Source organism: Clostridium celatum DSM 1785, assembly GCF_000320405.1.
Lineage (GTDB): Bacteria > Bacillota > Clostridia > Clostridiales > Clostridiaceae > Clostridium > Clostridium celatum.
The window spans coordinates 1-26,584 of sequence record NZ_KB291610.1; the positions used below are offsets into that span (position 1 = coordinate 1).

Annotated in this window: 20 protein-coding genes and 1 pseudogene; 3 read left to right on the forward strand and 18 right to left on the reverse strand. The window is 26.1% G+C overall.

Annotation, left to right across the window (positions count from 1 at the left end; all coding sequences use genetic code 11):
• Positions 1-68 precede the first annotated feature (68 nt).
• The gene (locus HMPREF0216_RS02375; RefSeq protein ID WP_005210706.1) at positions 69-1,376 is read right to left on the reverse strand and encodes an aminotransferase class V-fold PLP-dependent enzyme; all 1,308 of its coding nucleotides are present in this window, start codon (positions 1,374-1,376) and stop codon (positions 69-71) included.
• Between the two features lie 156 nt (positions 1,377-1,532).
• On the opposite strand from HMPREF0216_RS02375, the gene HMPREF0216_RS16200 reads away from it, so the two are divergent.
• The 3 genes from HMPREF0216_RS16200 (at position 1,533) to abc-f (ending at position 4,987) form a co-directional block, all read left to right on the forward strand.
• Entirely contained in the window at positions 1,533-2,180 is a 648-nt protein-coding gene (locus HMPREF0216_RS16200; protein ID WP_005210708.1) for a hypothetical protein, read from the forward strand.
• Positions 2,181-2,189: 9 nt separating this feature from the next.
• Positions 2,190-2,807 (forward strand): DUF4397 domain-containing protein, encoded by a 618-nt coding sequence (locus HMPREF0216_RS02385; RefSeq protein WP_040418615.1) that lies wholly within the window; start codon positions 2,190-2,192, stop codon positions 2,805-2,807.
• A 263-nt stretch (positions 2,808-3,070) separates the two neighbouring features.
• Entirely contained in the window at positions 3,071-4,987 is a 1,917-nt protein-coding gene (abc-f, locus tag HMPREF0216_RS02390; RefSeq protein ID WP_040418616.1) for a ribosomal protection-like ABC-F family protein, read from the forward strand.
• A gap of 106 nt (positions 4,988-5,093) precedes the next feature.
• Here abc-f and HMPREF0216_RS02395 read toward each other — a convergent pair whose 3' ends face one another.
• The 17 genes and pseudogenes from HMPREF0216_RS02395 to HMPREF0216_RS02475 all read right to left on the reverse strand — a co-directional run bounded on the left by HMPREF0216_RS02395 (position 5,094) and on the right by HMPREF0216_RS02475 (position 26,036).
• Positions 5,094-5,972, reverse strand: a complete 879-nt coding sequence (locus tag HMPREF0216_RS02395; protein WP_005210713.1) for a GGDEF domain-containing protein — start codon at positions 5,970-5,972, stop codon at positions 5,094-5,096.
• 236 nt (positions 5,973-6,208) lie between these two features.
• Positions 6,209-8,860: a cation-translocating P-type ATPase gene (locus HMPREF0216_RS02400; protein ID WP_005210715.1), complete on the reverse strand. Its 2,652-nt coding sequence runs from the start codon at positions 8,858-8,860 to the stop codon at positions 6,209-6,211.
• 233 nt (positions 8,861-9,093) lie between these two features.
• On the reverse strand, positions 9,094-9,726 hold the full coding sequence (locus HMPREF0216_RS02405) for a TerD family protein (protein WP_005210717.1): 633 nt from the start codon (positions 9,724-9,726) through the stop codon (positions 9,094-9,096).
• Positions 9,727-9,737: 11 nt separating this feature from the next.
• Positions 9,738-10,316 carry a TerD family protein gene (locus HMPREF0216_RS02410; RefSeq protein ID WP_005210720.1) on the reverse strand — a complete coding sequence of 193 codons (579 nt, stop codon included), beginning with the start codon at positions 10,314-10,316 and terminating at the stop codon, positions 9,738-9,740.
• Between the two features lie 44 nt (positions 10,317-10,360).
• Positions 10,361-10,984, reverse strand: a complete 624-nt coding sequence (locus tag HMPREF0216_RS02415) for a TerD family protein (protein ID WP_005210721.1) — start codon at positions 10,982-10,984, stop codon at positions 10,361-10,363.
• 307 nt (positions 10,985-11,291) lie between these two features.
• Positions 11,292-12,722, reverse strand: a complete 1,431-nt coding sequence (locus tag HMPREF0216_RS02420) for a toxic anion resistance protein (protein WP_005210722.1) — start codon at positions 12,720-12,722, stop codon at positions 11,292-11,294.
• Between the two features lie 146 nt (positions 12,723-12,868).
• Positions 12,869-14,413, reverse strand: a complete 1,545-nt coding sequence (locus tag HMPREF0216_RS02425; protein WP_005210724.1) for a YceG family protein — start codon at positions 14,411-14,413, stop codon at positions 12,869-12,871.
• Positions 14,414-14,510: 97 nt separating this feature from the next.
• On the reverse strand, positions 14,511-15,290 hold the full coding sequence (locus HMPREF0216_RS02430) for an HAD family hydrolase (protein ID WP_005210726.1): 780 nt from the start codon (positions 15,288-15,290) through the stop codon (positions 14,511-14,513).
• Positions 15,283-16,404, reverse strand: a complete 1,122-nt coding sequence (locus HMPREF0216_RS02435) for a cysteine protease StiP domain-containing protein (protein ID WP_005210728.1) — start codon at positions 16,402-16,404, stop codon at positions 15,283-15,285. The genes HMPREF0216_RS02430 and HMPREF0216_RS02435 overlap by 8 nt, the downstream gene beginning before the upstream one ends.
• 2 nt (positions 16,405-16,406) lie before the next feature.
• Positions 16,407-17,621 carry a phosphoribosyltransferase domain-containing protein gene (locus tag HMPREF0216_RS02440; RefSeq protein ID WP_005210731.1) on the reverse strand — a complete coding sequence of 405 codons (1,215 nt, stop codon included), beginning with the start codon at positions 17,619-17,621 and terminating at the stop codon, positions 16,407-16,409.
• Positions 17,622-17,712: 91 nt separating this feature from the next.
• Entirely contained in the window at positions 17,713-18,795 is a 1,083-nt protein-coding gene (locus tag HMPREF0216_RS02445; protein ID WP_005210733.1) for an HpcH/HpaI aldolase/citrate lyase family protein, read from the reverse strand.
• A 159-nt stretch (positions 18,796-18,954) separates the two neighbouring features.
• Positions 18,955-19,422, reverse strand: a complete 468-nt coding sequence (locus HMPREF0216_RS02450; RefSeq protein WP_005210735.1) for a UPF0158 family protein — start codon at positions 19,420-19,422, stop codon at positions 18,955-18,957.
• A 270-nt stretch (positions 19,423-19,692) separates the two neighbouring features.
• Positions 19,693-20,961, reverse strand: a complete 1,269-nt coding sequence (locus tag HMPREF0216_RS02455; protein ID WP_005210736.1) for a dicarboxylate/amino acid:cation symporter — start codon at positions 20,959-20,961, stop codon at positions 19,693-19,695.
• A 320-nt stretch (positions 20,962-21,281) separates the two neighbouring features.
• Positions 21,282-23,335 (reverse strand): annotated as a pseudogene (locus HMPREF0216_RS02460) (FtsX-like permease family protein).
• Positions 23,325-24,092, reverse strand: a complete 768-nt coding sequence (locus HMPREF0216_RS02465; RefSeq protein WP_005210742.1) for an ABC transporter ATP-binding protein — start codon at positions 24,090-24,092, stop codon at positions 23,325-23,327. The pseudogene HMPREF0216_RS02460 and the gene HMPREF0216_RS02465 overlap by 11 nt, the downstream one beginning before the upstream one ends.
• A gap of 265 nt (positions 24,093-24,357) precedes the next feature.
• Positions 24,358-25,368, reverse strand: a complete 1,011-nt coding sequence (locus HMPREF0216_RS02470) for a sensor histidine kinase (RefSeq protein ID WP_005210743.1) — start codon at positions 25,366-25,368, stop codon at positions 24,358-24,360.
• On the reverse strand, positions 25,365-26,036 hold the full coding sequence (locus HMPREF0216_RS02475) for a response regulator transcription factor (protein ID WP_005210744.1): 672 nt from the start codon (positions 26,034-26,036) through the stop codon (positions 25,365-25,367). The genes HMPREF0216_RS02470 and HMPREF0216_RS02475 overlap by 4 nt, the downstream gene beginning before the upstream one ends.
• Positions 26,037-26,584 lie beyond the last annotated feature (548 nt).

Sequence of the window (26,584 nt, forward strand, 5' to 3'; positions counted from 1 at the left end):
TGTTTTTTACACAAATCTATCTACTCTCCCTCCATATTCCATTTATTTTTATATTTTACCTCATATCGTCAATTTTTAAATCTTATTAAATATCTCCTGCACATATACTCTATAGTTTCTAGAAATATATCTACTTCTTTTTTTGTATTATAAATACCTAGACTTACTCTAACCATTCCTGGAATACCATTTTTACTAATATATTGTTGTAAATCATTTGTTTTTATACCAAGTACTCTTCTTGTATATGGATGTGAACAAAATCCCCCTTGCCTTACAGCTATAGCTCTTATTTCTGCAAGCCTTTCTCCAACTTCCTCATATCCCATACCCTCTATATTAAATACTATAATACCAAGCCTATCATCTATATTATCATTATCTCCATAAAGAATAACCTTATTAAATTCTTTAAGACCCTTTATTAAATACTCTAATATTTCTTTTTCATTACTCTCAATTGTTTTAAATCCTATTTTTTCAACTTCCTTCATAGCTTCTACCATAGCTATTGCCCCAAAAAGATTTGGTGTTCCTGCCTCATTTTTTTCAGGAGTATCTAACCATAACAAATGATTATCTAATACAATTTGAACTGTACCTCCTCCTTTTATATCAGGCTCTAACTTATTAAAACTATCCTTTAGTCCAACTATCGCTCCACTTCCAAATGGTGCATATATTTTATGAGCTGAATATACTAAAAAATCAATATTTTCTTCACAATCGTCACTTATCATAGAGACTTTTTTATGTGGAACTAATTGCGCACCATCTACTATTATTTTTCCACCACATCTATGAGTCAACTTAGCTATTTTTTTTATATCATTAATATATCCAGTAACGTTAGAAGCTCCTGTAACAGTAACTAATTTAACTTGTCCATTATATTTATTTAAAAGCTCTTCAAGTTCATCCATTTTCACTCTACCTTTTTCATCAGTTTCAACGTACTTTAAATTACATTTGTTTCTCCAAGGTAAATCATTAGAGTGATGTTCCATCCTTGTTGTAATTACTATATCATCACTTTTTTCAATTAATATATTAGATAACTTGTTTAATCCATCTGTAGTATTACTTACAAATATAGCTGTATATTTTTCTACTGGTGCATTAAAATATTTTAAAACATAATTCCTACATTCTTCATATAGATCACTACAATATTGTGATTTTTGCCCATCTCCTCTTGCAATTGATCCATAATACTCACTAGTTTCCAAGACTTTTTTTAAAACCCTTTTAAAAGGTGGAGTGGTCGCTGCATTATCAAAATTTATAGGAACAATTCTTCCTTTTCCATTTACAATAACCTTTTTATCCAACCCTATAAATAGTTTTCTTAAATCTTCCATATTTTCCTTATGCATAAAAAATCCCCTCCACTATAATTTATTCCTTTAGTATATTTAATGTGATTAATATACCTTATAGTCATATCATCTTACTTATAGTCATATTCTATAAAGTAACCTATGTGCCTAAAAGTCATATATTATTAATAGATTATTATTTGGAGGTTAATAATGGCATCTAATAAAAATAAAATAAACAATGACAATGATTTAAACTTTATTCCTTTAAATATAGAAAATCCTTTAGCAATAAATAATAGTTTTCCTTTAAACTATAACCTTGAGGAGATTTCTATGACTAAAACCTTTGGTACACTTTCTTTTAATTTTCCGACATTAAATCTAAGTCCACAACCTATGCCAATAACTAATACACCAATAATTGAAACTTCACCATTAACACCATATCCTAAAAATATTCCAACACTAGAACAAACTACACCAATTTCTCCTACTAATACTACTAGTGATAAAAAAAATATAAATACTACTCAAAATAATACATTTGACCTTGAGTATCCTGATGAAGATGATGATTTTTTATATTCATACAATGAATCCAGATTAAGTGATGATTATTTAGATAATTTAGTTAATCCATTAGATATATTAAAGAATTTTGATATATCATTAGATTTTGATTCTGATGTAAGAAAAGATACTTGCACTGAAAAAGAAATTGATGATATTTTTGCAATTGTTGAAAAAAATTATTCTGGAATTTTAGCAACAATGAAAGCATATAGAATCCCTTATCCTATAGCCAAATTATTAATAAAGAAAATAATTAAAATTTCTTTATTAAATTGTAAAAAGTAGGTGAGTTTAATGAATGATTTTTTAAGTTCTTTACCTAGAGTTAATTCAAACATTCGAATACTACATGCTGTAGCTAAAGCTCCAAATATTGATTTATATGTAAATGGATCATTAATAGTTAGTAATTTAGCATTTGGAAAAATTTCCAACTATACTTTATTAACACCTGGTGAATATGAATTTCAAATTTATAAAGCTGGAACTTATGATACTCCAATTTTAACTCAAAATGTAGATTTAGTACCTAATGCAAATTATACAATTTCAATTGTTACTTTATCTAATAATTTATTTCTTTTTAAATTGAAAGATGATAATGTTCCAGTAATAAAAACTCTTGCATTCCTTAGATTTATAAATTTATCTCCTAATGCTCCTTTACTTTCATTATCACTTCCTAACGGAACGGTCTTATTTAACGGAGCTGAATATTTAGAAACTACAGGCTATTATCAAGTTTCATCAGGAATTTATAATTTTGAAGTGCTTTTAGGATCTTCTGAAGTCACTGCAAAGTATATTAAAAATCTTACTTTAGATGGTAATAAATTTTATACAATTTATATAATTGGTTTATCATTGAATAAACCACCTCTAGGATATTTATTTGTTGAAGATTTAATATAAAATTTAATTATTAATAAAAATGACTAGTATGATTTTTAGTATAAATATATATTTTTTAATAATAAAGAGTTAAGCATTAAAGGTTATTTCTAAAAATAACTTTATTCCTTAACTCTTATTTTTTTTATTAACATAATGTTTGTAGTGTATTTTTTAATTTTAATATAGAGCTTTTAAAGTTTGATATGCTTTTATTATAATAGTATAATTATTATAGAAAATTTACAATTTCACTTATGCAACTTCAACAATGGAGGAAATTTATGATTATATTAAGCTGTAAAGATATATGTAAAAGTTATGGAATACGTGATGTATTAAAAGATGTTACCTTCTCAATAAACGAAGGTGATAAAGTTGGTATTATAGGTGCAAATGGAGAAGGTAAATCTACTCTTTTTAAAATAATTACTAAAGAAATATCTCAAGATTCTGGTGAGATATTTATTGATAAAAATAAAACTCTAGGTTATTTATCTCAAAACCTTGAATTAGATTCTAATAAAAATATATATGAAGAAACACTTTCTGTATTTGAAGAACTTTTAGATATAGAACATAGATTATCTAATTTAGAAATAAAAATGAATGAGCCTTATGATGAAAATAATGCTGCTTATCATGATAAACTTATAAAAGATTATACAACACTTCAAGATTTATATTCACATAAAGGTGGATATGTATATAAAGGTGAAATTTCAAGAGTTTTAAAAGGTCTAGGATTTTTAGAAGATGATTTTTATAAAGAAATAAATACTTTAAGTGGTGGACAAAAAACAAGAATAGCTTTATGTAAACTTTTATTACGTAAGCCTGATATTATACTTTTAGACGAGCCTACTAACCACTTAGATTTAGAGGCTATAGCTTGGCTTGAAGATTATATGAAAAACTATAAAGGTACTGTTCTTGTAATATCTCATGATAGATTTTTCCTTGATTCAGTAACTAACAATACCTTTGAAGTAATTGGTGGTAAAGTTGAATGTTATAATGTTCCTTATACAAAATTTATAGATCTTAGAAAGAAAAATTATGAAGCAAAACTTAAGGCTTTCAATTTACAACAAGCGGAAATTAAAAGACAAGAAGCTATAATTGAAAAATTCCGTTCTTTTAATAGAGAAAAAAGTATTAGAGCTGCTGAAAGTAGGGAAAAAGCTCTTGATAAAATGGAAAAAATAGAAGCTCCTACTCATGAAAAAGAAGCTTCTAAAATTAAATTTGAAGCATCCATAAAAAGTGGATATGATGTTCTTCATATAGAAAACATGTCTAAATCTTATGGTGATAAAACCTTATTTAGTAACTTAGCTATGGACTTAAAACGTGGAGAAAAAGTTGCTTTAATAGGAGAAAATGGTCGTGGTAAAACTACTTTATTTAAAATTATTATGGATAAAGTAGAAGCTGATTCTGGAGTTAAAGTTTTAGGAACAAATGTAAATGTAGGATACTATGATCAAGAACAATCAAACTTAAATTTAGATAAAACTATACTTGATGAAGTTTGGGATAACTTCCCTGACATGACAACGTCAAAACTTAGAGGTGCCTTAGCTTCATTCTTATTTACTGGTGATGATGTATTTAAGGTTATAAACACTTTAAGTGGTGGAGAAAAATGTAGAATTAATTTATTAAAGCTTATGCTTTCTAAATCTAATCTTTTACTTTTAGATGAACCTACTAACCATCTTGATATTATATCAAGAGAAGCATTAGAAGATGCTATTTTAGAGTATGATGGTACTTTAATGGTTATATCACATGATAGATATTTCTTAAATAAAGTTATAGGACGTATATTTGAGCTTAAAGAAGATGGTGTAACTGAATATCTTGGTAATTATAGCTATTATGTAGAAAAAAAACTTAATCCTAGTAGATTTGAAGACTATGAAGAATTAGCTGGTGGCAAAACTAAGACTCAACTTAAGGATGAAAAGAAAAAGAAACGTGAAGCTGAAAAAGAAGCTAAAGCTATGCAACTAAAACTTAAAAACTTAGAAAAAACTATTTCTGATAAAGAAAATGAACTAACAGCTCTTCAAGAGCAACTTTGTTTAGAAGAAGTTTATTCTAATCCTAGTGAAAGTCAAAGAGTTAACTCAGAAATTAAATCTTTAGAAAATTTAATTTCTGAACTTTATGAAGAATGGGAAAGTTTAGTTTAATACCTATAATACATCCTATTAAAATTTAATATAAAAAAAATCAATTATTAAAACTTATGGTTAATTAAAAATATTACCTACTATTTTAATAATTGATTTTTTATTATTAAACAACTAAATTCCTTCCATTTTTCTTTGCATTATATAAGTTTTTATCTGCTATATCAATAAATTTTTCCATTGATTCTATTTCTTCCTCCATTGTTGCTATCCCCACGCTAACAGTGATTTTAATTTCATTTTCATCATATTTAAATATGTTATCACTGATAATATTTCTTATTCTATTAGCCAATTTTACAGCAGTTTCTTTAGATGTATTATTAAATACTAATAAAAATTCCTCTCCACCATATCTAGCAATCCAATCTAAATCTACTCTTATATTATTATTAATTAAATTTACTATTTCTTTCAAAATATAATCTCCTACTAAATGACCATAGTTATCATTAATTAATTTAAAATAATCAATATCAAGTATTGCTATAGATAAATTACTTTTATTTCTTTTAGCTAATCTCATATCAATTGGCAATCTCTCTTTTATATATCTTCTATTAAAACATTGAGTAAGATCATCTGTGACTATTAACTTATTCATCTTATTAATTTCAAAACTTATTTCTTCTGCTGTTTTTTCTTTTTCATTGACTATTATATTACAATCTGTAATATCCTTAACTGTTTCAATTACATAGCTATTATTATCTATTTTAATAGGCATTGCCATAACCCAGTATATTTTTTCACCATCAAATTCTATTTTTATAAAGCTATTATTTTCATTATAAGCTCTAATTGAAATACAATTCTTACATTGATTTTTTCTATTCCATATATTAAAGCAATTTTTATTTAAATCTTGATTTTCATTATTTTCTTTTATAATTATTTTTTCAATAGGGTCAATTATTCTAACATTATCAAACATCATATTTAAATATTCACAGTTTGAAATTGAATGTTCTTTATTTTTCGTCATATTTTACCCCCAAGTTTTGACATATTATTATATTAAAGTCATCTTTATTATATTACTTTTATTTAATATTTCAAAGTATTTAAATTATCATTCTTTGAATTAATTGTATAAAAATTATTTTTATTATAATATTTCTTTATAAAATATATAACATTATAAATTTCCTTACCTAAAATATATTAACAAAAACAGACAGAGTATTTTTACTAAACTGTAAAAATACCCTGTCTTAATAATTAAGCAGCTTCTACTACTTGTTCCTTGACATTTTCTTTTTTTATACTATTAAATATTACTTTTCTTATCATATCAACTGGAATAATTGTAAGTGCCATAAGTATTATAACAAGCCAATGACTTGGAGTAATTGGTGTACAACTAAACACTTCTCCACCAATAACTGTTAACACAACTTGAACTACTACTATAATTCCCATAACTTTTAAGAAACTCATATTTTCATTTATATGTTCAAATATATTTGTGCTTGTGCTTCTTACATTAAATCCATTAAATACTGCACAAAGAACAAACATTGAGAAATATGCAGTCATATGCTCCTCTGTATTTGTAAACATTTCTGTAAAGAATGGAAGCTTTAAGAATAAGAAACTTAATATAGTTACCCAAATACCTGCAAAGACTATTTGATTCATCATTGTGCGTGAAACTATGCTTTGAGTTCTTGATTTAGGTGCTTCTTTCATATACGTTTTAAGAGCAGGTTCTGAACCTAAAGCTAATGCACCAAGCCCATCCATAACTAAGTTAATCCAAAGTATATGAGTAATTTTAAGCGGTTCTTCAATTCCGAAGAATGGTGAAATAGCACAAACTGCAACTGCTGCAACATTTATAGTTAATTGGAATTTAATAAATTTTAATATATTATTATAAATTGTTCTTCCATATAAAATAGCATTTTCAATAGATTTAAAGTTATCATCTAATATTACTATTGATCCAGCTTCTTTTGCTACATCAGTACCACTTCCCATTGCAAATCCAACATCAGCTCTCTTTAATGCAGGAGCATCATTAACACCATCACCTGTCATACCACAAACAAGATTTAGCTCTTGAGCCAGTCTTACCATTCTTGATTTATCAGTTGGTAATGCTCTTGCAATTACTCTTAAATTAGGTATAATAGCTTTTACTTCTTCATCTGACATCTTATTTAATTCTTCTGATGTTAAAGCAACATCAGTGTTAGCTCTTAACAATCCTGCTTCTTTTGCAATAGCTACTGCAGTTTCTTTTCTATCTCCAGTAATCATTACAACTTGTACACCAGCATTTTGAACTTCTTCGATAGCTTGTTTTGCTTCTACTCTTACATCATCACGAATACCTACAAAACCTACTATTACTAAATCTTCTGGAAGCTTGTCTTCTACTAACTTGCTTTCACTATAAGCAAATGATAAAACTCTCATTGCTCTTACAGCTAATTCATCGATTTTAGCATTAATCTTGTCTTTATTAATAGCAACTACATTTCCATTTTCATCTAACATTTTTGTAGCTTTAGCAAGTAAGCTTTCTGGAGCACCTTTATATACAGTTCTTCCATTTAATTGACTTGCTGAATATTTATTAGCTGAATTAAATCCTTGCGATTTTTCAACTTCTAAATTAGTCAATTTTTCCATTTCTCTTTGAGTTAAGAAATTAAGTAATGCTTTATCAGTAGCATTTCCCCCTATAACTCTACCTTCTGCATCAAACATGGCACCTGTATTTTTACCAATACAAAGCTTCATCATATCTTTTACTTTTGATCCATCTTTATAAGTATCTTTTAAGTTACCATCAAAGAATTCAACAACTTCTAATTGACCTTTAGTAATTGTCCCTGTTTTATCTGAGAATAAAATATTTAATGAACCTGCTGTCTCAATACCTATTGGCTTTCTAACAAGTACATTATTTTGTAACATCTTAGATGTATTTCTCATAAGAACAATAGCAATCATAAGAGGTAACCCCTCTGGAACTGCCATAACTACAATAACAACAGCAAGCATTATGGCTTCTAATACATCTTTAAATATTAATACTCCACCACTTGCAAAGTAATCAGAAAATCCACCTGCAACTATTACCTTATGACCAAGTAATGCTAATGCAATAACAACTGAACCAATATATCCAAACATAGAAATTTGCTCTGCAAGTTTAGTAAGCTTAACTTTTAATGGGCTTTCTACTTCATCATCAGCCATGTCCTCTGCCATAGCTCCCATCATAGTTTTCATCCCAACCTTAGTAACTTCCATAACACCTTCGCCATTAAATACTACTGCCCCTCTAAATAAAGAGTGTGAATCTACAAAAGTATCTCCTGTTACATCAGCAGTCATAGCAACCTCTTTGTAAGCCTTAGGATCATCTACTGCAATTTTTTTGCATTCTTCCGCTTCACCATTAAGTGCTGAGTTATCTACTCTTAAATCACCTTCATAAAGATATCCATCTGCTGGAATCTTATCTCCACTTTGAAGAATTACCATATCTCCTACAACTAATTCATTTACTTCTATTTCGACTACTTTTCCATCTCTATGTACCTTACATACATCTTTCTTAGTAGAATCCTTTAGTTTTCTGTATTCATTATCACTTGCAATTTCTGTTTTTGCTGAAATTCCAGTTACAAGTAATACAGAAATTGCTATACCAATTAATTCTCCAAACTCTGCATATCCCATACATGCCATAACAGCCATTATAGCAGCAATTGCTAAAAGCAATTTAATCATTGGATCATCAAAAGCACCTTTAAACTTGTCCCAAAACGTTTCAGCTTCTGCTTCATGAATAACATTATCACCATAAAGCTGTCTACTCTTTTCTACTTGTTCTTTATTAAGACCCTTTATCATTATATCCACTCCTTTTCTTCTTTTTAATTTATAAATAATAACAATATGCTATAATAAATATATTATCATCTATTATTCATTTTTAAAAAATTTTTATTGTTAAATTTTTTTAACAAAACAAATTATATTAATAACTATGATATTTAGCTAATGCTTATACTTTTTAGCTAAATATATTTTAAAGTCGGCCTAAGCCGACTTTTTTTCTTTGGTTTCTAAGTTAATCTTCTTAACTACATATAAAGTGCCAATACTCCATTTAAATCTGCAATCTTTCCTTCTCCAACAGCCTTAAATTGCCAGTCTTGACCATCTCTATATAACTCAGCAAAGATTACTGAAGTTGCTGTAGATCCATTTTCTTTTAAATTAAATCTACATAATTCTTTTCCGTTTTGATCTAAATCAACTAATCTAACATATGAATTATTTATCATACCAAAAGTTTGTCTTTTTTGCATTGCATTATGAATTGTAACAACAAATACTATTTTTTCTATACTAGGATTTATATTTTGAAGATTTATTTCTATAGTTTCATCATCACCATCTCCAGCACCAGTTCTATTATCTCCACCTAATGCAATTCCTTGCCCTTGTTTATTATTGAAAAATATTACATTTGAAACATCATTAAATTTATTATTTCTATCTAATAAAAATGCTGCTATGTCTAAATCAAAATCTGAACCATTAGTTGATATATCCCAACCTGCTCCAAGCTTTACATTTCTTAAACCTGGATTTTTCTTTGTTAAGTCTAAGATATCATTTTTATTTAAATTTAAAATCATACCTGATGTTTGATTTGTGTTATTAGTATTTCCATTTAAGTTTCCAAATCCAGTTCCTAAGTTAATTCCCATATTTAACACCTCTATTTGTACATATTTGCTAATGAAGTAACTGTTGCATGTAATAATTCTCCCTTAGCTTTAAATTGCCAACTTCCATTATTTTTTTCTAATTCAGCAAAAAGCAATGCTGTATTATCTCCGCCATCTTCTGATAGATTATATCTACAAATTTCCTTGTTTCCCTTATCTTCATTTAATAATCTAACATATGCATTCTTTACCTTTGAAAAATTTTGCTTTCTTGCTACTGCATCATATATATTCAGTGCAAAAACTACTTTATTACAATTTGCAGGTAATCTATTTAAATCTACAGATATTTTTTCATCATCTCCATCACCAGCACCTGTTCTATTATCTCCATGTAGATATATTCCTTCACCTTTTTGTGCTCCAAAATAAACAACACCATTTCTTAAAAGTTTATCATTACTATCTAATAATAATGCAATTAAATCTAAATCATAATCTGGCCCAAATCCAAATAACCCTTTTTTAGCTACATCCCAACCAGCACCTAACATAACATGTTGTAATCCTGGTTCTGCTTTAGTTAAATCTAAGATATCATTTTTTTGTAAATTTAAAACTCCAACCATATTTTTCCCTCCAACTCTTTTTTCATAAAAATTTATTACCTAAATTACATGTATAACCCTAAAATTCCATTTAAATCGGCAATCTTTCCTTCTCCGATAGCTTTAAATTGCCATTCATTAAATTCCTTAAATAGTTCTGCAAAAATTACTGAAGTAACAGTAGAACCATTTTCTTTTAAGTTAAATCTACAAATTTCTTTTTCGTTATTTTTTTCATCTAATATTCTAACATATGAATTTTCAACCATTCCAAAAGTTTGTCTCTTTGCTTGAGCTTCATGAATAGTAACTACAAAGACTATTTTTTCAACATAAGATGGAATAGCTTCTAAATCTATTCTTATTCTTTCATCATCACCTTCACCAGCACCAGTTCTATTATCACCTTCTAAGTAAATTCCTTGTCCACTCATATTGTTAAAGAAAATTACATCCGCAGGAATATTTTGAACCTTACCGTTGGCATTTAATAAAAATGCCGCTATGTCTAAATCAAACTCTTGACCAATAGTTGCCACATCCCATCCAGCACCTAAAATTACTTTTTTAAGACCTGGATTTCTTTTTGTTAAATTTAAAACATCATTTTTCTTTAAATTTAATGCATTAACACCATTATTAGATGTTGCATTCATATTTCCCATCATAGAACCTAAATTAATTCCCATTTGTGTTCCCCCTAACGCTTTTAAATGTATTTTTAATTACCTTATGTGATAAATTATACCACTTAATAAACTGTTAATCAACACTTTTTGTGGTGCAAAATAAATTTTATTTCTACTTCTTTTTTTAAGTATGTCCACTTTTTGATTTTTATTTCACTTTTATATAACTTTTTCATTTTTATTTTTCTCTAATTTAAATTTAAGAATTGAAAATTTAATTTTAATTTTCAATTCTTAATTTCTTATTTTCTTAATATATCTCTATTAAATTTTGTTTTAACTTTTCAAGATAAACTACTTTTAAAATTTATGATTTAGCTATATTCTTCTTCATACTATATTTAATTCTTTCAAGCTTAGCAGAATTTTCTACTCTTTGTGCCTTATTAGCTTCTTGAATAGCCTTTGTTTCTTCAATTCCTTTCATTATTGTTTCAAAGGACTTTTCTAAAGTTGATATAGCTACAGAACTACCTGAAGCCATTTTTGCTATTTCTACTGATTGTCTAGCTGTATTTTGAGCATTTCTCATAATAAGTTCATTTGTCTTATCATCTAGTTGTTTAATTGATTTAGCTTGTATTTCTTGTCTCTTTAAAATAACAGCTTGAGCTAAGCATTGCTTAAATATAGGTAATGTAACTATAAATGATGAATTAATCTTTCTCATTAAATTAAAGTTTGACATTTGTATAGTTTGAATCATCGGAGCTGCTTGAATAGCAACATTTTCTGCTATTTGAAGGTCATATACACGTTGCTCTAACATATCTTTACTTATTTGAAGTTTTTGAGTTAACATTTGCTTTTCCTCTGGATTCATTGAGTTATCCATTGATAATTGATTTATATATCCCTCAATTTCTTCTATAGCTAACTCCCCTGCAACTATATATTTTTCTAATAGTTGATAAAAATGAAGATTGGCATCATATAACTTCTTTAAATTTGCATTTGATTCTCTGATATCATTTTCATATTTCTTTAGTAATACATATACCTTTTCTACTTCATACCCCATAGTATCATATTTTTGGAATAACTTAGCAACACTATTACCCATTCCTTTAATAAACTTTGATAATACTGAAGGTTTTTCATTATCCTTAAGTTCTTTTACATCAAATTTATCCATTATTTTAGTTAGATTTATCAGCATTTCACTTGCTTCTTCTGATTTTACAGCCTTCATTGAGTTTAACAGTTCATCTGAAACCTTAGATATATTTTTACTTGCATTTTGCCCAAACATTATTATTGAGTTTGGATTTTGAATTTCTACTTCATTAGTAAGATCCTGAACCTCTTTCATTCCTCTTAGCCTTTGCTTATACTCAGATATATTAGCAAAATCTACTTGTTCTTGAGTCTGCATATTATTTTGCTCCATCATTCCTTGTCCTTGAAATTGCATTGTTTGTGGATTTTGATAACCATATTGTTGTCCTTGATATCCCATTTGTTGATTTTGGTATTCTCCTTGTTGTCCTTGGTAACTCATTTGCGGATTTTGGCATCCTCCTTGTTGCCCTTGATACCCCATTTGTGGATTTTGGTATCCTCCTTGTTGCCCTTGATATCCCATCTGCGGATTTTGATATCCTCCTTGTTGCCCTTGATACCCCATTTGTGAGTTATTAAACCCTTCATAATTATTATTTATATTTTCAAAATCAACATTTTGAATATTATCATCACCGAATTTTTCTCCAAACACCTTTTTTTCATCATTCATCATTCTATATCACCCTTATCCTTTATCTTTTAAATTTTCTCCTATAACTTTAAAAATAGTTATATATCTACTTTAAAAATTATTTTCAGAAATCTTTCAATTTATTAATTTTATTAAATTCTACTATATTTCTTATTTAACCTAATTCATTATTTTTTTAAAAACCTTGAAAAAACTCCTTGTTTCAGATTCATCAAATTATTGTATTTCGAATCATACTTCATAACTTGTAGTCTAAAATTATTTAAAGCTGTTTCTTTTATAACATTATTTATATTAAACAATCCTGATGGATTAAATATAACTATATCAATTCCTACTGTATGTAAATATCCTAAGAGCATTTGCATTGATTCTGCTAGTACATTTTCATCCTCAAGATAAATTACTATTTTAGGTATCTGCCCTGTAAAATCAAAATTATCTATCATTCTAACTATATTTTCATTTATACCTAACACTAATACTAAAAGTCTTAATACTTCTTCTTTATTAAGCACATTTACAAATAAATCTTTTCTACTTATAGTTTCATTAAATTTTTTAAGTAAAAAATTTTGAATATCTTCGCTATATTTTGAAAACTTATATATAGGTAGTTTTTTAATCTCTTCTATATCAAAAGAACCATCGCTTAATTGACAAAACATAAGACTGTACATATCATCTGTAAATTTTATATCTTCGGAAAAATACTTTTTATTAAAAACTAAAGTGTTTTGAGATGATACACAATATTTTACTAACTTTTGATATTCAAATTCATCATTATACATGCCATCTATTTTCTTAAAAAAGCAAGGTACTCTAACATTATTACCTTCAACCTTAAAGCCACTTCTTAACTTGCAAGGCTCATTCCAATATATATAAATATCTTCTAATATAGTATCTAACAATACACTATTGGTATATCCTTTTCTAAATTGCCAAGGTTTATACATTCCAGTGTTTGAAAACAACTGTTCTTCTATATCACTTTGAATTTGTTTAGTGATAGTTTCAAAACACTCAATTATTTTTCCTCGTTTAGCTTTTTCCTTAAATGTTTCAATAGGCAATAATCCCATACTTTTTACACATTCACTTAAACCTTCTGTTTCAATTTCATTCCACAGTTCTTCTTTTAATGGATTTATATAAATGACATCAAATCCCATTTTATAAAGCATAATTAAAAAATAGATTTCATGTCTTTGAATATTACCATAGTAAATACACTTAGGATTTATATTAGAATCATACTTTATATCTTTTACATATGAATAGCTCCATACAATAAGCTTAGTTATAAAATTATTTCTTACATTATCATTAAAGAAATTTTCCTTAGCACATGCTATAGGAATAACATAATCTAAAGCTTTAAGAAACTTAAGATTAATTTCAAAGTCATTAAAAATAGTTATATCTTGATATGCCATACTATAAACATCCATAGAAGCAAGTTCATTAAATATATATTGTATTAATTCCAGCTCTCCTGTTAATGGTATAGATCCGTCAAATATAATACACTTATCCTTTTCCTCTTCACATTTGCTTTCTAAAGTTTTTATAAAATCATCATATTTAGAACTATCTTCTACTCCTATAAATCTATAAAAATATGGCTTAAATCTTCTATATGAATCTTCTCTTTCATATATAGTTCTAAACATATAACTAGTAATATTTTTTAAATTCACAGCCATCTGTAACTTTAACCTCTTTACTTTCAAATACTAATTGCTTATATTTAAATTTTAACCTATTTCATAATTCTCTTTCAACTTTTTGCTAAATATTACATTATATTATCTTTTTTCGCATAATTTCATCTATAATTTCAACTATATCTTCAGTAGATGCAATTTTATTTTTATTAGTTATAATTGAGTTATTATGCTTAAATGCACTATGTTTTGGAAGAATTGATATTCCTCTCTTAGTGAATTCTTTATCTACTTCACTATCGCCTGATGTTATTAAATTTTTTATGTTAAATTTCTTTATAATATAGTCTACGGCAAATGATTTATCTATATTTTTATTAATTATAAATATTTTCACTTCTATTTTTATTATTTTTAAGTTTTCTTTAAAACTTTCTTTTATCTTCTCATAAAATTTTTCTGCGTCTTCTGCTGTTAAACACTTTATGGTAATATAGAAATTCTCTATACTTCTTACTTCTAATACTTTTATTTCTTCTTTAAACTTTTCACTTAACTGCCTTAAATAACTAATATCTCTATTTAAGTCATCTATATTACAAATAGCCTTCATTTTTTCATCCCAATTTTTATCTAATTCACCATTAATATAAATTTGAGCACCATTAGAACAAATAATTATTTGTGGATTATATTCTCTTATAAAATTAACTCTTAAAGTCTGATTTATATTTCTCATAGTACATGGTATAAATTTGAAATTATCTAAATTTAGTAATTTTTGAAGTTTATCATATCCTTCATTTGTCATATATGTTATTTCTTTATCACCTATAGTTTCAACACATTTATACCCTTTATTTTTAGAATGTATAATCGTTCTATCTAAATCTGTAATAAAATAAAAGCTATTCATTCTCTTTCACCCTAATTTCACTATATTTTTCTGGTTTTTCCTTTATTATAGCTATACAATTATACTTACTATCCTTATATTCTATAACATCAATTCCTTTTTCATTTGCTAATTTCATAATGTGCTCTATATTTTTATCTCGCTTATTTTTTACTAAAATAACTCTTGGATCTCTTCTTAATAAAACTCGTGCAGATTCTCCTACACTAAGCTTAATATTATTTACATTATTGACATCATATAAATTTCTTATATCATTAGTTATCTTAATTGAATACTCTTTATCTATATCTTCAAGCTTCAAAGCATCTTTATCAATATTTATATTATTAAATTCCTCAAAAATTATGTTAATAAATTGCTGTGAAAAATCTTCATCCTTTAAATAATATAAAGTTTTTGCTCCATGAAAATCACCTTCATAAATATAATTCTTATTATGAATAGTTCTACTAACTAAACCACTTATTGTTGAATTAAAACAACAAGTAGCTAGTCCAAAATCTTCCCTTGTACCACAAATTCTACATAATTTCGCTGGATCTGATATAACAGCTAATGAATTATCTATATTAGTTTTATTATTATAATTAAATTCCTTTACTGATTTATCCAATTCTCTTGTAATAGACCCTTTTCCTGTCCATCCATCAACAAATTGAATTTTAGAGTTTTTATTTTCCTTTAAAATATATTTTAAAGCGTTATTATCAATTCCTTTACCTCTTATAATTGAAATACTATAATGAGGAATATCTACATTATATTTATATTTTAAATACTTCTTAATTAAAATCCCATAAGGAGTTCCTGCTCTTGCTAATGATACTATAACCAGATTGTTACCTTTCTCACCATATATTATTTCAGCTACTTTTGCTATATAATATGCTGTTATACTCTTATCTCTTTGTAACATACTAAAAAATATTCGTTTAACACCTTCACTTGGCTTAGTTTCTTTTGAAATCATTTCTGAGTAATTAATACCTCTTCTAATTAACTCCTCTTTCTCTTCTATAGTAATTTCTTTAATTTTATCTGTTAAGTCTTTTAATAAAAATATACAATCATCTTCATAGCTATGATTCACTAACTTCATACTTGCCATCATAATTAAATCCTTACTGCTATCATATTATTTGTTAACTTTATATTTAAATCATCTTCTGTTAATAAAATTACTTTATCATATTCATTTTCTATTTTTGTTTTGTTATAAAAATAGTATTTTACCTCATTATGCTCAAATATATGTTTTTCTCTTATTGGATATCCTTCTTTGTCTTCGCAATAAATTGGACTTCTTGTTGTACTTTTAAAATAGACATCCCCCTTTAAATATGAAGCAATTCTACATGGAATATATATATTTTCACCATGACCTAATACTAAAATTTTCTTTTTATTAATTTCTTTTAAATCATTATTTACTTCACATAAATCTATTTTTTCGTTTTCTTCTTTCCATAAAAGTTTTTCAATTTCTATAGCAGTTTCTCTACATTGCTCTTCTAGTTCTTCCATTTCTTTAAATGTCACTCCAAATCTTCCTGTATCAGCTAAATAACTTTCGCCAATTGGGTTCAACCTTGTTTCAATGTTTATTCTATTTAAATTGTTAGTTCTGAATACTGCTGTTTTTTCTGTTAAAAGCTCTTCATCATTATCAATATATATCTTTTTATCATTTGTACTTATTTCTCCTGAAATTAATGATAGAACTTCAACCTTTATCTTTTCTTCACTTTCTAATCTTGTATACTCATTTTTATATTCTTTAGCTCTCCAATCTAAAATACTTAAAACAATATATTCCCTAACATTAGTAACCTTTTTTAGTTCTTTAATTATATTAATCATAGATTTACCTGTGGTTATCTCATCATCTACTAAAATTATTTTATCTGCATTAATAATCTTACTTTTATCTAATGGAAAACATTTATGAGTAGTTGCATGCGAATGTTCTTCTTCAAATTTTAAAATAGATTTTATTTCTGTTATATCCTCTCTAGTAGTTGTTATATAATAGCTATCTTTTATAGCTGAAGCTACAGCCATTCCAAGCCCTGTTGCTGTTTCTGCAAAACCTAGCACACATATCTTTTCTTTATCTTCATACGATATTTTATCATTATCTTGTCCATATACTAAACTTGCTAATTTTACACCTATTTCTTTACATATATTAGGTTTAACTTCTATATGTTTCCCTAGAACTTTACTAATAAACAAAAAATTTCTTTTACTATTATTAATTCTTTTTCCTAATACAATTAAGTCATCTAAATTAATATTGTATCTATTTTCTTTAACTTTAATATCCATACCTATAACCCCTATAACTAATATTATTAAAATTCTTTTATTTACTACATTTTTACTATTTTTAAGTATAACTATTTATTAAAGTAGTTCACTATTTTGTATACAAAACTTTATTTTCTATACCTTCTCTTAATACGCCAAAAATTTCTGCTCTATATAATATTTTTTTTGCCCAATTATAATGTGGTTTAACTTCATTCATCTTGTTTCCCCCATATCCCTTAAATACTCCTCCATCATTTGTTTCCCCTAATATATTTTGGGCATCAATATACTCTTCGTATGTAATAGCATATAATCCATTTACATACTTTATTTGACTTGGATGAATTACTGTTTTTCCACAAAATCCATTTTCCTTATCAAAATTAATTTCTTTTATTAATCCTATAACTTCTTTTGAATTCATATCTTCTGAGAAGTATTCCCATACTGGTGCTGAAATAACATAATCTTCACTTTCTCTTAAAAACATATTTAATATGTCGCTTAAACATTCACTAACAACTTTTATATTATAAATATTTGAATTGACACTTCTTCTTAACCCAAACTTCGAAGAAAAGTCAGTACCTCCAACTCTAATATTCAAAATTATATCTTTATATGAATTTATTATTTTCTTAATCTTTATTAACTCTTCCATTCTAGTTTCTTTATAAATAATTTCTTCACTTTCTAAAATTGGCATAGCATATAAAATTTCATCATATTTTACTATTAACTTTTTTACAAAGTCTAAATACCTTTGTCCATTTTCACTATTGAATTTAGGGAAAATAAACCCTGTAATATATTTAAAATGCTCTTTATTTAATTTCTCTGCAAAATTAATAAACTGATCATAATTTCTTACTCTAAAAAATATCATAGGTATATTATTTTTAATTTCTTCATTATTACATACATACTTATGTAACTTATCTAAATTGCTAATTACATTTTTTTCGAAACTTTTAACTTCATTCTCCTTCACTGCATCTTCAAAACAAATTGAGATTGCCCCAGTGCTACTAAAATATCCTGAAATTATTTTTTCAAAAAAATCTTTTCCTCCGTTCATATAGATATTTGCACCTAATGAATATTTTAGAATCTCCTTATTGGTCCATTTATTAAATTCTTTAGGTTCTTTAAAAAATAAATTTTTATCCTCTAATTTAAAATATCTCAACTTCTATTCCTACCTTTATTTATACAACATATAAATTGATTATTTTTCATTTTTTTACTTTTTAATTAATTATATCAAATTTTTTATTTTTTTTCTTGGATTTATTCCCTATAAAACAAGCACATACTAAATTATTTTTTAGTATGTGCTTATTTCTAACTATTCTGTATATTCTATTGCATTATCCTTGCACCATTTTATTGCTAATTGCTTTTCTGCATTTTCCCTATAATCATACCACTCATTCATTAATCCATTATTTTGAATAGCTTCTCTTAATTCACGAAACTTATCTTTTCCATTAACTTCACCTAATATCTTTTGTCCTAATTCTTTATTTTCTAAAGTATTACAAAACATCTCCATCATCCCATATTCATCAATCTCATCTTTATTAGGTAATTGAATATAATCACTTGGATTTTCTTTTAAATCATTTAAACTAACTATTAATTCTCTTTCCCACTCTTCAAAGCTTTCTAAATTTTTTATATCTTCGGCTTTATAACTTGAAGTGCTTGAATCTTCCTTATATATTATAACTCCAGTTTTTTTATTGTAATAATGGCTTAATAATTCTCCTTCAAACTCTATACACTCTATTAGATCACTTAAATTTACTTTCATTATTCTTACCTCTTACTAACTTACTTTCTAAAATAACTCTATATTGATTCTTACCATTTTATCATAAACATATTCTCTATACTATAGGTTTTATATTATAAAATAAAATGCCCTAAGGTATAAATCATAATTTGATTAACCTTATAGGCATTTCTTTATTATATTATGCTAATTCATTTACTAATACATCTTCTCTATTATATACTTTTTCATCAAGCATTCCTTCAGATTTTGCAACTACTACACTTGTTGCAGCATCTCCTACTACATTTAAAGAGAAGTTACTAACATTTCTATTGGTCTATTTATTGCAAGAATTAATGAATAAGCAAGTATTGCTGCATCATTATTATATCCCATTCCTGTTAATACTGTGAAAAGTATTATTGCTCCTGCACCTGGTGCTGCTGGAGTACCAATTGATGCTATTAATGCTAATAATGCAATAACTACTATATTACCTATTGTTACATCATATCCCGCACTTGTTGCTATAAATATTGCTGCTATAACTTGCATTATTGCTGTACCATTCATATTTATAGTCATTCCAAGTGGTAGTATAAATGATGCTATATCTTCACTAACACCTAATTCTTCAGTTGTTGTTTTAGTATTTAAAGGTAATGTTGCTGCTGAAGATGATGTTGAAAATCCAAATAATGCAACTTTCCCTATTTTCTTTACAAACTTAATCGGATTAAGTCTAGCCCCTATTGCTATAAATATTGCATATCCAAATACTAAGAATAATAATAACGCAATTACTGTTGTAACAACATATACAAGTGCTGGTTTTAAGTTATCTACACCATATATTGCAAATGTTCTTGTTATAAGTACAAATATTGCTGCTGGCCCAAACTTTGTTATTATAAAACTTAAAAATACTGTTATGATTGAATTTACTTCTTCTAATAAAGTTTTCAATACTTTTATCTTATCATCTAATGCATTAATACAAAGTCCTAATACTACTGCTACAAAAACTACTGCTAATATACTACTGTTAGTTGAAAATGCTGATAAAATATTATTTGGTATTGCTTTAACTATTATTAATAATGGATTTGTAGAACTTGCAACCCCTGCTTGAGCTGTTACATTTTCAACATTTGCTGTAAATAATCCTAAATTCTTAATTATAAATCCAATTGCTCCTGCTAATGCTAATGCAAAAACTGAAGTTGATAAAAATCCTAATATAGTCTTATATGAAATACGTCCAAGCTTCTTAGTATCACTTATTTTACACATAGCTAATGCTATTGATGTAAATACCATTGGTACTATTACTAATTGAAGTGAATTTACAAATAGTTGTCCTAAAATATAAAATATTCCTAAAGCACTTGTTGCTCCTTCTTGTGATATATCTTGGAATAAAATGTTGTTTATGCTTGTCCAAATATGTCCATTCCCATTGCCATTTAAGTTTTCTCTAAGTATTATACATCCTATACCTGCTATTAACCCTAAGATAAGAGCTGCTGCCATTTTTATGGCTAATTTGTTGCTATTGTTCATTTTTTTATTCATTTACTTACATCTCCTTATTAGTTCATTCCCTAACTTCAATAACTATATAAGGTTTTAATATACTTTTTTGAACAATATAAAAAGCCTTCCTACAAGGAAGGCTACTATAATCTTATTCAAAACAACTTTTTCTTTACATTTAAATGTATCAAATGGATTCTTAAGTATATATTAACATATTTAACTATCCATTTATAAGCATAAAGTCTATCTTACAAGTATACTATAACTTCCTTACTGATTTCTCGAATCAATTTAAAGGGATTTTTTTCTTTATGCTATCATTTAATTATTATTTTGTCAATTATTAATTTATAAATTTACTTTGAGTTTTTAACTATACTCTTATACCCTGTGTATGTTACATAGAAATATCCCCCATATACTATAACAAGTATACCTAAAGTAAATAATGCTGTTGGTCCTATATTAGGCTTTCCATATAGAGCTATAAACTTATTAACTACTGATATTCCAACAATTGAACTTACTATTGCAAGTATTAATGGCATTGCAAAATAAATTACAGTTTGAGTAAAAATAGTTTTGTTTATCATCTTTTCTGTTGCACCAATTTTCTTTAATGCTTTATATCTCTCACTACTATCACTTGCTTCTGATAATTGTTGAAGAGCAAGAACTGCTGCACTAGAAATTAAAAATACAAGTCCTAAATATAACCCTATATAAAGTAGCATTGTAGTTAAACCCTTACTAGCTTCATAAACTTGGCTTTTTGTATATCTTATCATTGGTAGATTATGAATTTCATCTTCCTCTCCTCTAGTATAACTACTACTAAATGCTCCATCACTTTTATATCCACTTAAAGAATTAAATAAATTAATCATTTCTTCTTCTTCAGCAGGATCATTAGGATTCTTATAATTCATATTCATATATTCTGCATCTAAAGTCATATCTTTAAAATCATCTGGTACTATTATAGTCAGTACATTATCTGCTATTTCAGAATTATATACTGCTTCGCTTAAATATTCTTTATTAGCAACTTTATATTCTTTTCCTTTAATATTAACCTTTGGGCTATTTTCAATAAAGTTTTTTACTGAATCTTTAGCTGATGTAAAATTAGATGTAACCAATATTTCATTATTATTTATATTTAATGGTTCTTCACCATATAAACTTCTTATTTTATTATAATCTGAAATCTTAATAGCATCGATGTATTCCCATCTTTGCTTTCCTGCATCTAAACTCTTTTTAAATTCACCTACAGCATAATCTTTTAGTATAGTATTAGCATCTATCCCCTTAATTACATAACCACTAATAAATATAGGTTCGTTATTAGTAAACTCATAATTAATTTCTTTTAATACATCCTCCATACTTTTATAAGTACTATCTTCATCTGTAAATAACTTTATTGAAGCATCATATGGAGCAATTGTTCCTTTTTCTATAGCACTTTTAAAACTTAATCCTGTTGATAAAACTACTATAGTTACAAATAACATAAGTGAAATTACTGTCATTGATACAAAGTTTGTATTTACTTTACTACTTACTTGTCTTGTAACAAAAATATTTAATTTTTTAAGATATATATTTTTACTTCTTTGAATTATAGCTAATAAGAAACCTGCAATTCCATAGAAAAAGCCTGCTGTTCCTATTATCCCAAATACTATTGAAAGTTTAAATTCTAACTTATCTGGAGCTAATCCACTTTTAGTTACTAAATAATACGCTGTACCTAAAATTATCATAGCTACAATAAATATAATTGATGAAACTATTGGTTTTTTATTTTAATATCTTCACTTTTTCTTTCTGCAGTTAACATATCAATTAATTTATACTTTGATATAATTCTTGTATTAAATATCATTAAAACCCCAAATATTAAAGTAAAATATAATACTGTTTTTAAAATAGCACTACCTGATACTATAAACTTAAATTCTGTCATTCCAACATCAAATAACTTAGCTGTAAATAATGATAAACCTTGTGATACAACTACCCCTAGTACTAAACCTGCTATAAGAGATAATATCCCTACTATTGAAGTTTCAATTAATAATATACTTGATATTTTCGCTTTTCCCATTCCTAATGTCATATAAATCCCTAATTCTTTTTTTCTCTTTTTAATTAAGAAATTATTTGCATATAGGATTAATCCTCCTAAAATAAATGATACAAATACAGAAACATATGATATTAATGTTGTTACAAGCGTCATATACTCTTCTTGACTTTTGTTAATATCTAATATTGCTTTTTGAGATTCTATTGAATTAAAGCTATAAAATATACAAACTGCAAAAGCTATTGTTAAAAAGTATATTGTATAATCTTTAAAGCTCTTTTTCACATTATTTATAGCTATTTTAGAATACATTTTCTACATCCCCTCCAAGCAATGTTACTACTTCAATTATTCTATTAAAGAACTCTCTTCTTGAATCATTTCCTCTTACTAATTCATTAAAAACTTTACCATCTTTAATGAAAAGAATCCTATGAGCATAACTTGCAGTAAAAGCATCATGAGTAACCATTAAAATTGTTGCTTCTAAGTCTTTATTTAACTTTTCAAAAGAATCTAAAAGTAATCTTGAAGATTTAGAATCTAAAGCTCCTGTTGGTTCATCAGCTAATATTAATGATGGATTTGTTACAATTGCTCTAGCTGATGCAACTCTTTGCTTTTGTCCTCCTGACATTTGATATGGATATTTATTTAAAACTTCCATTATTCCAAGATTATTAGCTATCTCTTTTATTTTTTCATCGATTTTATTTGGTTTAATTCCTTGAATAGTTAATGCTAATGCTATATTTTCGTACGCTGTTAATGTATCTAAAAGATTAAAATCCTGAAAAATAAATCCTAATTCATCTTTTCTAAAATTCTCTAATTGCTTTGATTTCATTTTAGTAATATCTTTATCATTTATTATGATATTTCCTGTAGTAACTGTATCTATTGTTGAAATGCAATTAAGTAGTGTCGTTTTACCACTTCCTGATGGACCCATTATTCCAACAAATTCTCCTTTATCAACTCTAAAGCTAATATTATCTATAGCTTTTGTTATATTATCTTTATTTCCATAATACTTTTCTATTTTTTCAACTTTTAATATATTTTTCATTTAATCTTCCCTCCAATTATTTTATCTATCTAAATTTTAAAAATAGCTATTTATTACTTTAAGTATTTGTAATCATCGCTGTCTTCATTACTTATTTTATAGTATTGTCACTAATATACATATTGAATTACATTTCAGTAATCTTACAAAATTGTAACTATAAAATAATAGGATAGATTTTACTTATTATTAATAAAAAAATACCTAAATAACATGACAAAAATGTTATTTAGGTATTTTAGGATATAGTTTATTTAAATTAACCTTAAAAATCCGTAAATTTTCCTTGCGGAAAAATTATATTTACCTTTGTTCCTATATTTTCTTTTGAGGTTAAACTCATTCCAACTCCAAGCTTATTACAAAGCTTTTTGCATAAATAAAGTCCTATTCCAGTTGATTTTCCAAACTTACGTCCATTTTCACCAGTAAAACCTTTTTCAAAAACTCTATCTATATCTCTTTCACTAATTCCAACTCCATTATCCTCTATAGTCAAAATAATATTATTTTCATTTATCTTTGAATATATTGAAACTTCTCCCTCATTACTTTTAGAAAACTTTACTGCATTTATTATAATTTGATTTATAATAAACTCTACCCATTTAGAATCGCTAAATATCCTTCCATTTATATCTTTAATATTTAATTTAATTTTTTTATTAATAAAATCCCTACTATTGGATTTCACAGCCTTCATAACAGCATCTCTCAAATCAAACTCTTTAATTATATAATCCTTACTTACATCATTACTTCTAGCATAATATAAAACTTGTTCAATAAAGCCTTCTATCCTCTTCATTTCATAATTTATTCTCTCACTTAAAACACTATTATCATTTTCCAATATAAGCTTTGCTGATGCAATTGGAGTTTTTATCTCATGAACCCAAGTTTCTATATATTCTCTATATTCACTTTGCTCATCTCTATAGTATTTAACTTGTTCATGCATTGCCTTATTGCATTCTTTTAAAACACCATTAATTATTTTTGTTTCTTGAAACTTAGCTTCTTCTATAACTTCTGGCAATAAATATTTTTTATCTAAATTCTCTACTGTGTTAATTAGATTATCTAAATACCTTTTATATTTAATAAACTCTAAAGCCATATATAGAGTTAATGGTAAAAACCATATAAAAAAAACGATAAATATTATATTTACAGGTACTTCTACTATTTTCATTAATATTGCTACTAATAAAAATATAAGTAAATTAACTATTAAAAATAACATTCTCTCTTTTATATATGTCATTATACTCATGATATTATATACCCTAGTCCTCTTCTGGTTTCTATAACATTGCTTAACCCTAGTTCATCAAGCTTTTTTCTGATTCTAGTAACATTTACTGATAAAGTATTGTCATCTATAAACATCTCACAATCCCATAAATAATTCATTAGATTTTCTCTAGATACTATATTCCCTTTATTTTTAATTAAATAAGAAAGAATTTTTAATTCATTTTTAGTTATTTCAATTGTTTTATCATTATAACTTATAGTACAATTAGCTAAATTAACTTGTATTCCATTATATTCTAAAACGTCTTGAGCACCTGAATTTTTATATACTCTTTTTAATATAGATTCAATTCTTGCAAGTAATATTTGAGTGTTATAAGGTTTAGTGACAAAATCATCTGCCCCTAAATTCATGCTCATAAGCTCATCAATATCACTATCTCTACTTGTTACTATTATTATTGGAACATCAGAAAATTTTCTAATTTCTCTACATATATAATATCCATCAAAAATAGGCAAATTAATATCTAATAATATTAAATTAGGCTTTTTCTCCTTTACACAATCTATAATATTTTCAAACTCAGTTGGTGCTTCTACTTCATATCCATATCTAGATAAAAAAATACTAAGCTCATCCCTTATTGTTTTCTCATCTTCAATAATAAAAATTTTAGTCATTTTATTTTCCTCACATATTTATCCAATTTCAAAAATTATAAAATTAAAAGCTTTGTTAATATTCTTATCTATTAATCAAAGCTTTATTAAATATTATACTACTTCTTATTTATTATATAATTAACTTTATTTAATTTACACTTCTTTTTAAGCCAAATGAAATTTTTCCTCATCATACCCAGCTAACATAACTAATCCAACTACTTTTATAACTTCTATTAATTTTTTCATTAATAATCAGCTCCCCATAATTCATGTTATGTCTTTATTATAATGTAATATATTTAAATCTCATATTTATCTTCATTACATTTAGCTTTCAAAAATGTAAGTTTTAAATTTATTATATCAACTAGCACTCCTAAAAAACTTATCCTTTATTAAGCAACTCTTAACTTTCCATTTAAAATTTAATCAAGCTTTATATAATAAAACAGGAGTATAAAATTCCTTCATACCCCTGTTCAAAATCAATAGTTTACTTAAATTTTAACTATTACTTTTTATTCTTTTTTTAGTTAAAACCTAATCCACCAAGTAAAGCAATA

Bases quoted from the DNA above. Each gene is read 5' to 3' on its own strand.
- HMPREF0216_RS02375 (WP_005210706.1), bottom strand. From the start codon at position 1,376: ATGCATAAGGAAAATATGGAAGATTTAAGAAAACTATTTATAGGGTTG.
- HMPREF0216_RS16200 (WP_005210708.1), top strand. From the start codon at position 1,533: ATGGCATCTAATAAAAATAAAATAAACAATGACAATGATTTAAACTTT.
- HMPREF0216_RS02385 (WP_040418615.1), top strand. From the start codon at position 2,190: ATGAATGATTTTTTAAGTTCTTTACCTAGAGTTAATTCAAACATTCGA.
- abc-f (WP_040418616.1), top strand. From the start codon at position 3,071: ATGATTATATTAAGCTGTAAAGATATATGTAAAAGTTATGGAATACGT.
- HMPREF0216_RS02395 (WP_005210713.1), bottom strand. From the start codon at position 5,972: ATGACGAAAAATAAAGAACATTCAATTTCAAACTGTGAATATTTAAAT.
- HMPREF0216_RS02400 (WP_005210715.1), bottom strand. From the start codon at position 8,860: ATGATAAAGGGTCTTAATAAAGAACAAGTAGAAAAGAGTAGACAGCTT.
- HMPREF0216_RS02405 (WP_005210717.1), bottom strand. From the start codon at position 9,726: ATGGGAATTAACTTAGGAACTGGATTTGGAAACTTAAATGGAAATACT.
- HMPREF0216_RS02410 (WP_005210720.1), bottom strand. From the start codon at position 10,316: ATGGTTGGAGTTTTAAATTTACAAAAAAATGATATCTTAGATTTAACT.
- HMPREF0216_RS02415 (WP_005210721.1), bottom strand. From the start codon at position 10,984: ATGGGAATTAATTTAGGTTCTATGATGGGAAATATGAATGCAACATCT.
- HMPREF0216_RS02420 (WP_005210722.1), bottom strand. From the start codon at position 12,722: ATGATGAATGATGAAAAAAAGGTGTTTGGAGAAAAATTCGGTGATGAT.
- HMPREF0216_RS02425 (WP_005210724.1), bottom strand. From the start codon at position 14,413: ATGGCTGTGAATTTAAAAAATATTACTAGTTATATGTTTAGAACTATA.
- HMPREF0216_RS02430 (WP_005210726.1), bottom strand. From the start codon at position 15,290: ATGAATAGCTTTTATTTTATTACAGATTTAGATAGAACGATTATACAT.
- HMPREF0216_RS02435 (WP_005210728.1), bottom strand. From the start codon at position 16,404: ATGATGGCAAGTATGAAGTTAGTGAATCATAGCTATGAAGATGATTGT.
- HMPREF0216_RS02440 (WP_005210731.1), bottom strand. From the start codon at position 17,621: ATGGATATTAAAGTTAAAGAAAATAGATACAATATTAATTTAGATGAC.
- HMPREF0216_RS02450 (WP_005210735.1), bottom strand. From the start codon at position 19,422: ATGAAAGTAAATTTAAGTGATCTAATAGAGTGTATAGAGTTTGAAGGA.
- HMPREF0216_RS02455 (WP_005210736.1), bottom strand. From the start codon at position 20,961: ATGAATAAAAAAATGAACAATAGCAACAAATTAGCCATAAAAATGGCA.
- HMPREF0216_RS02465 (WP_005210742.1), bottom strand. From the start codon at position 24,092: ATGAAAAATATATTAAAAGTTGAAAAAATAGAAAAGTATTATGGAAAT.
- HMPREF0216_RS02470 (WP_005210743.1), bottom strand. From the start codon at position 25,368: ATGAGTATAATGACATATATAAAAGAGAGAATGTTATTTTTAATAGTT.
- HMPREF0216_RS02475 (WP_005210744.1), bottom strand. From the start codon at position 26,036: ATGACTAAAATTTTTATTATTGAAGATGAGAAAACAATAAGGGATGAG.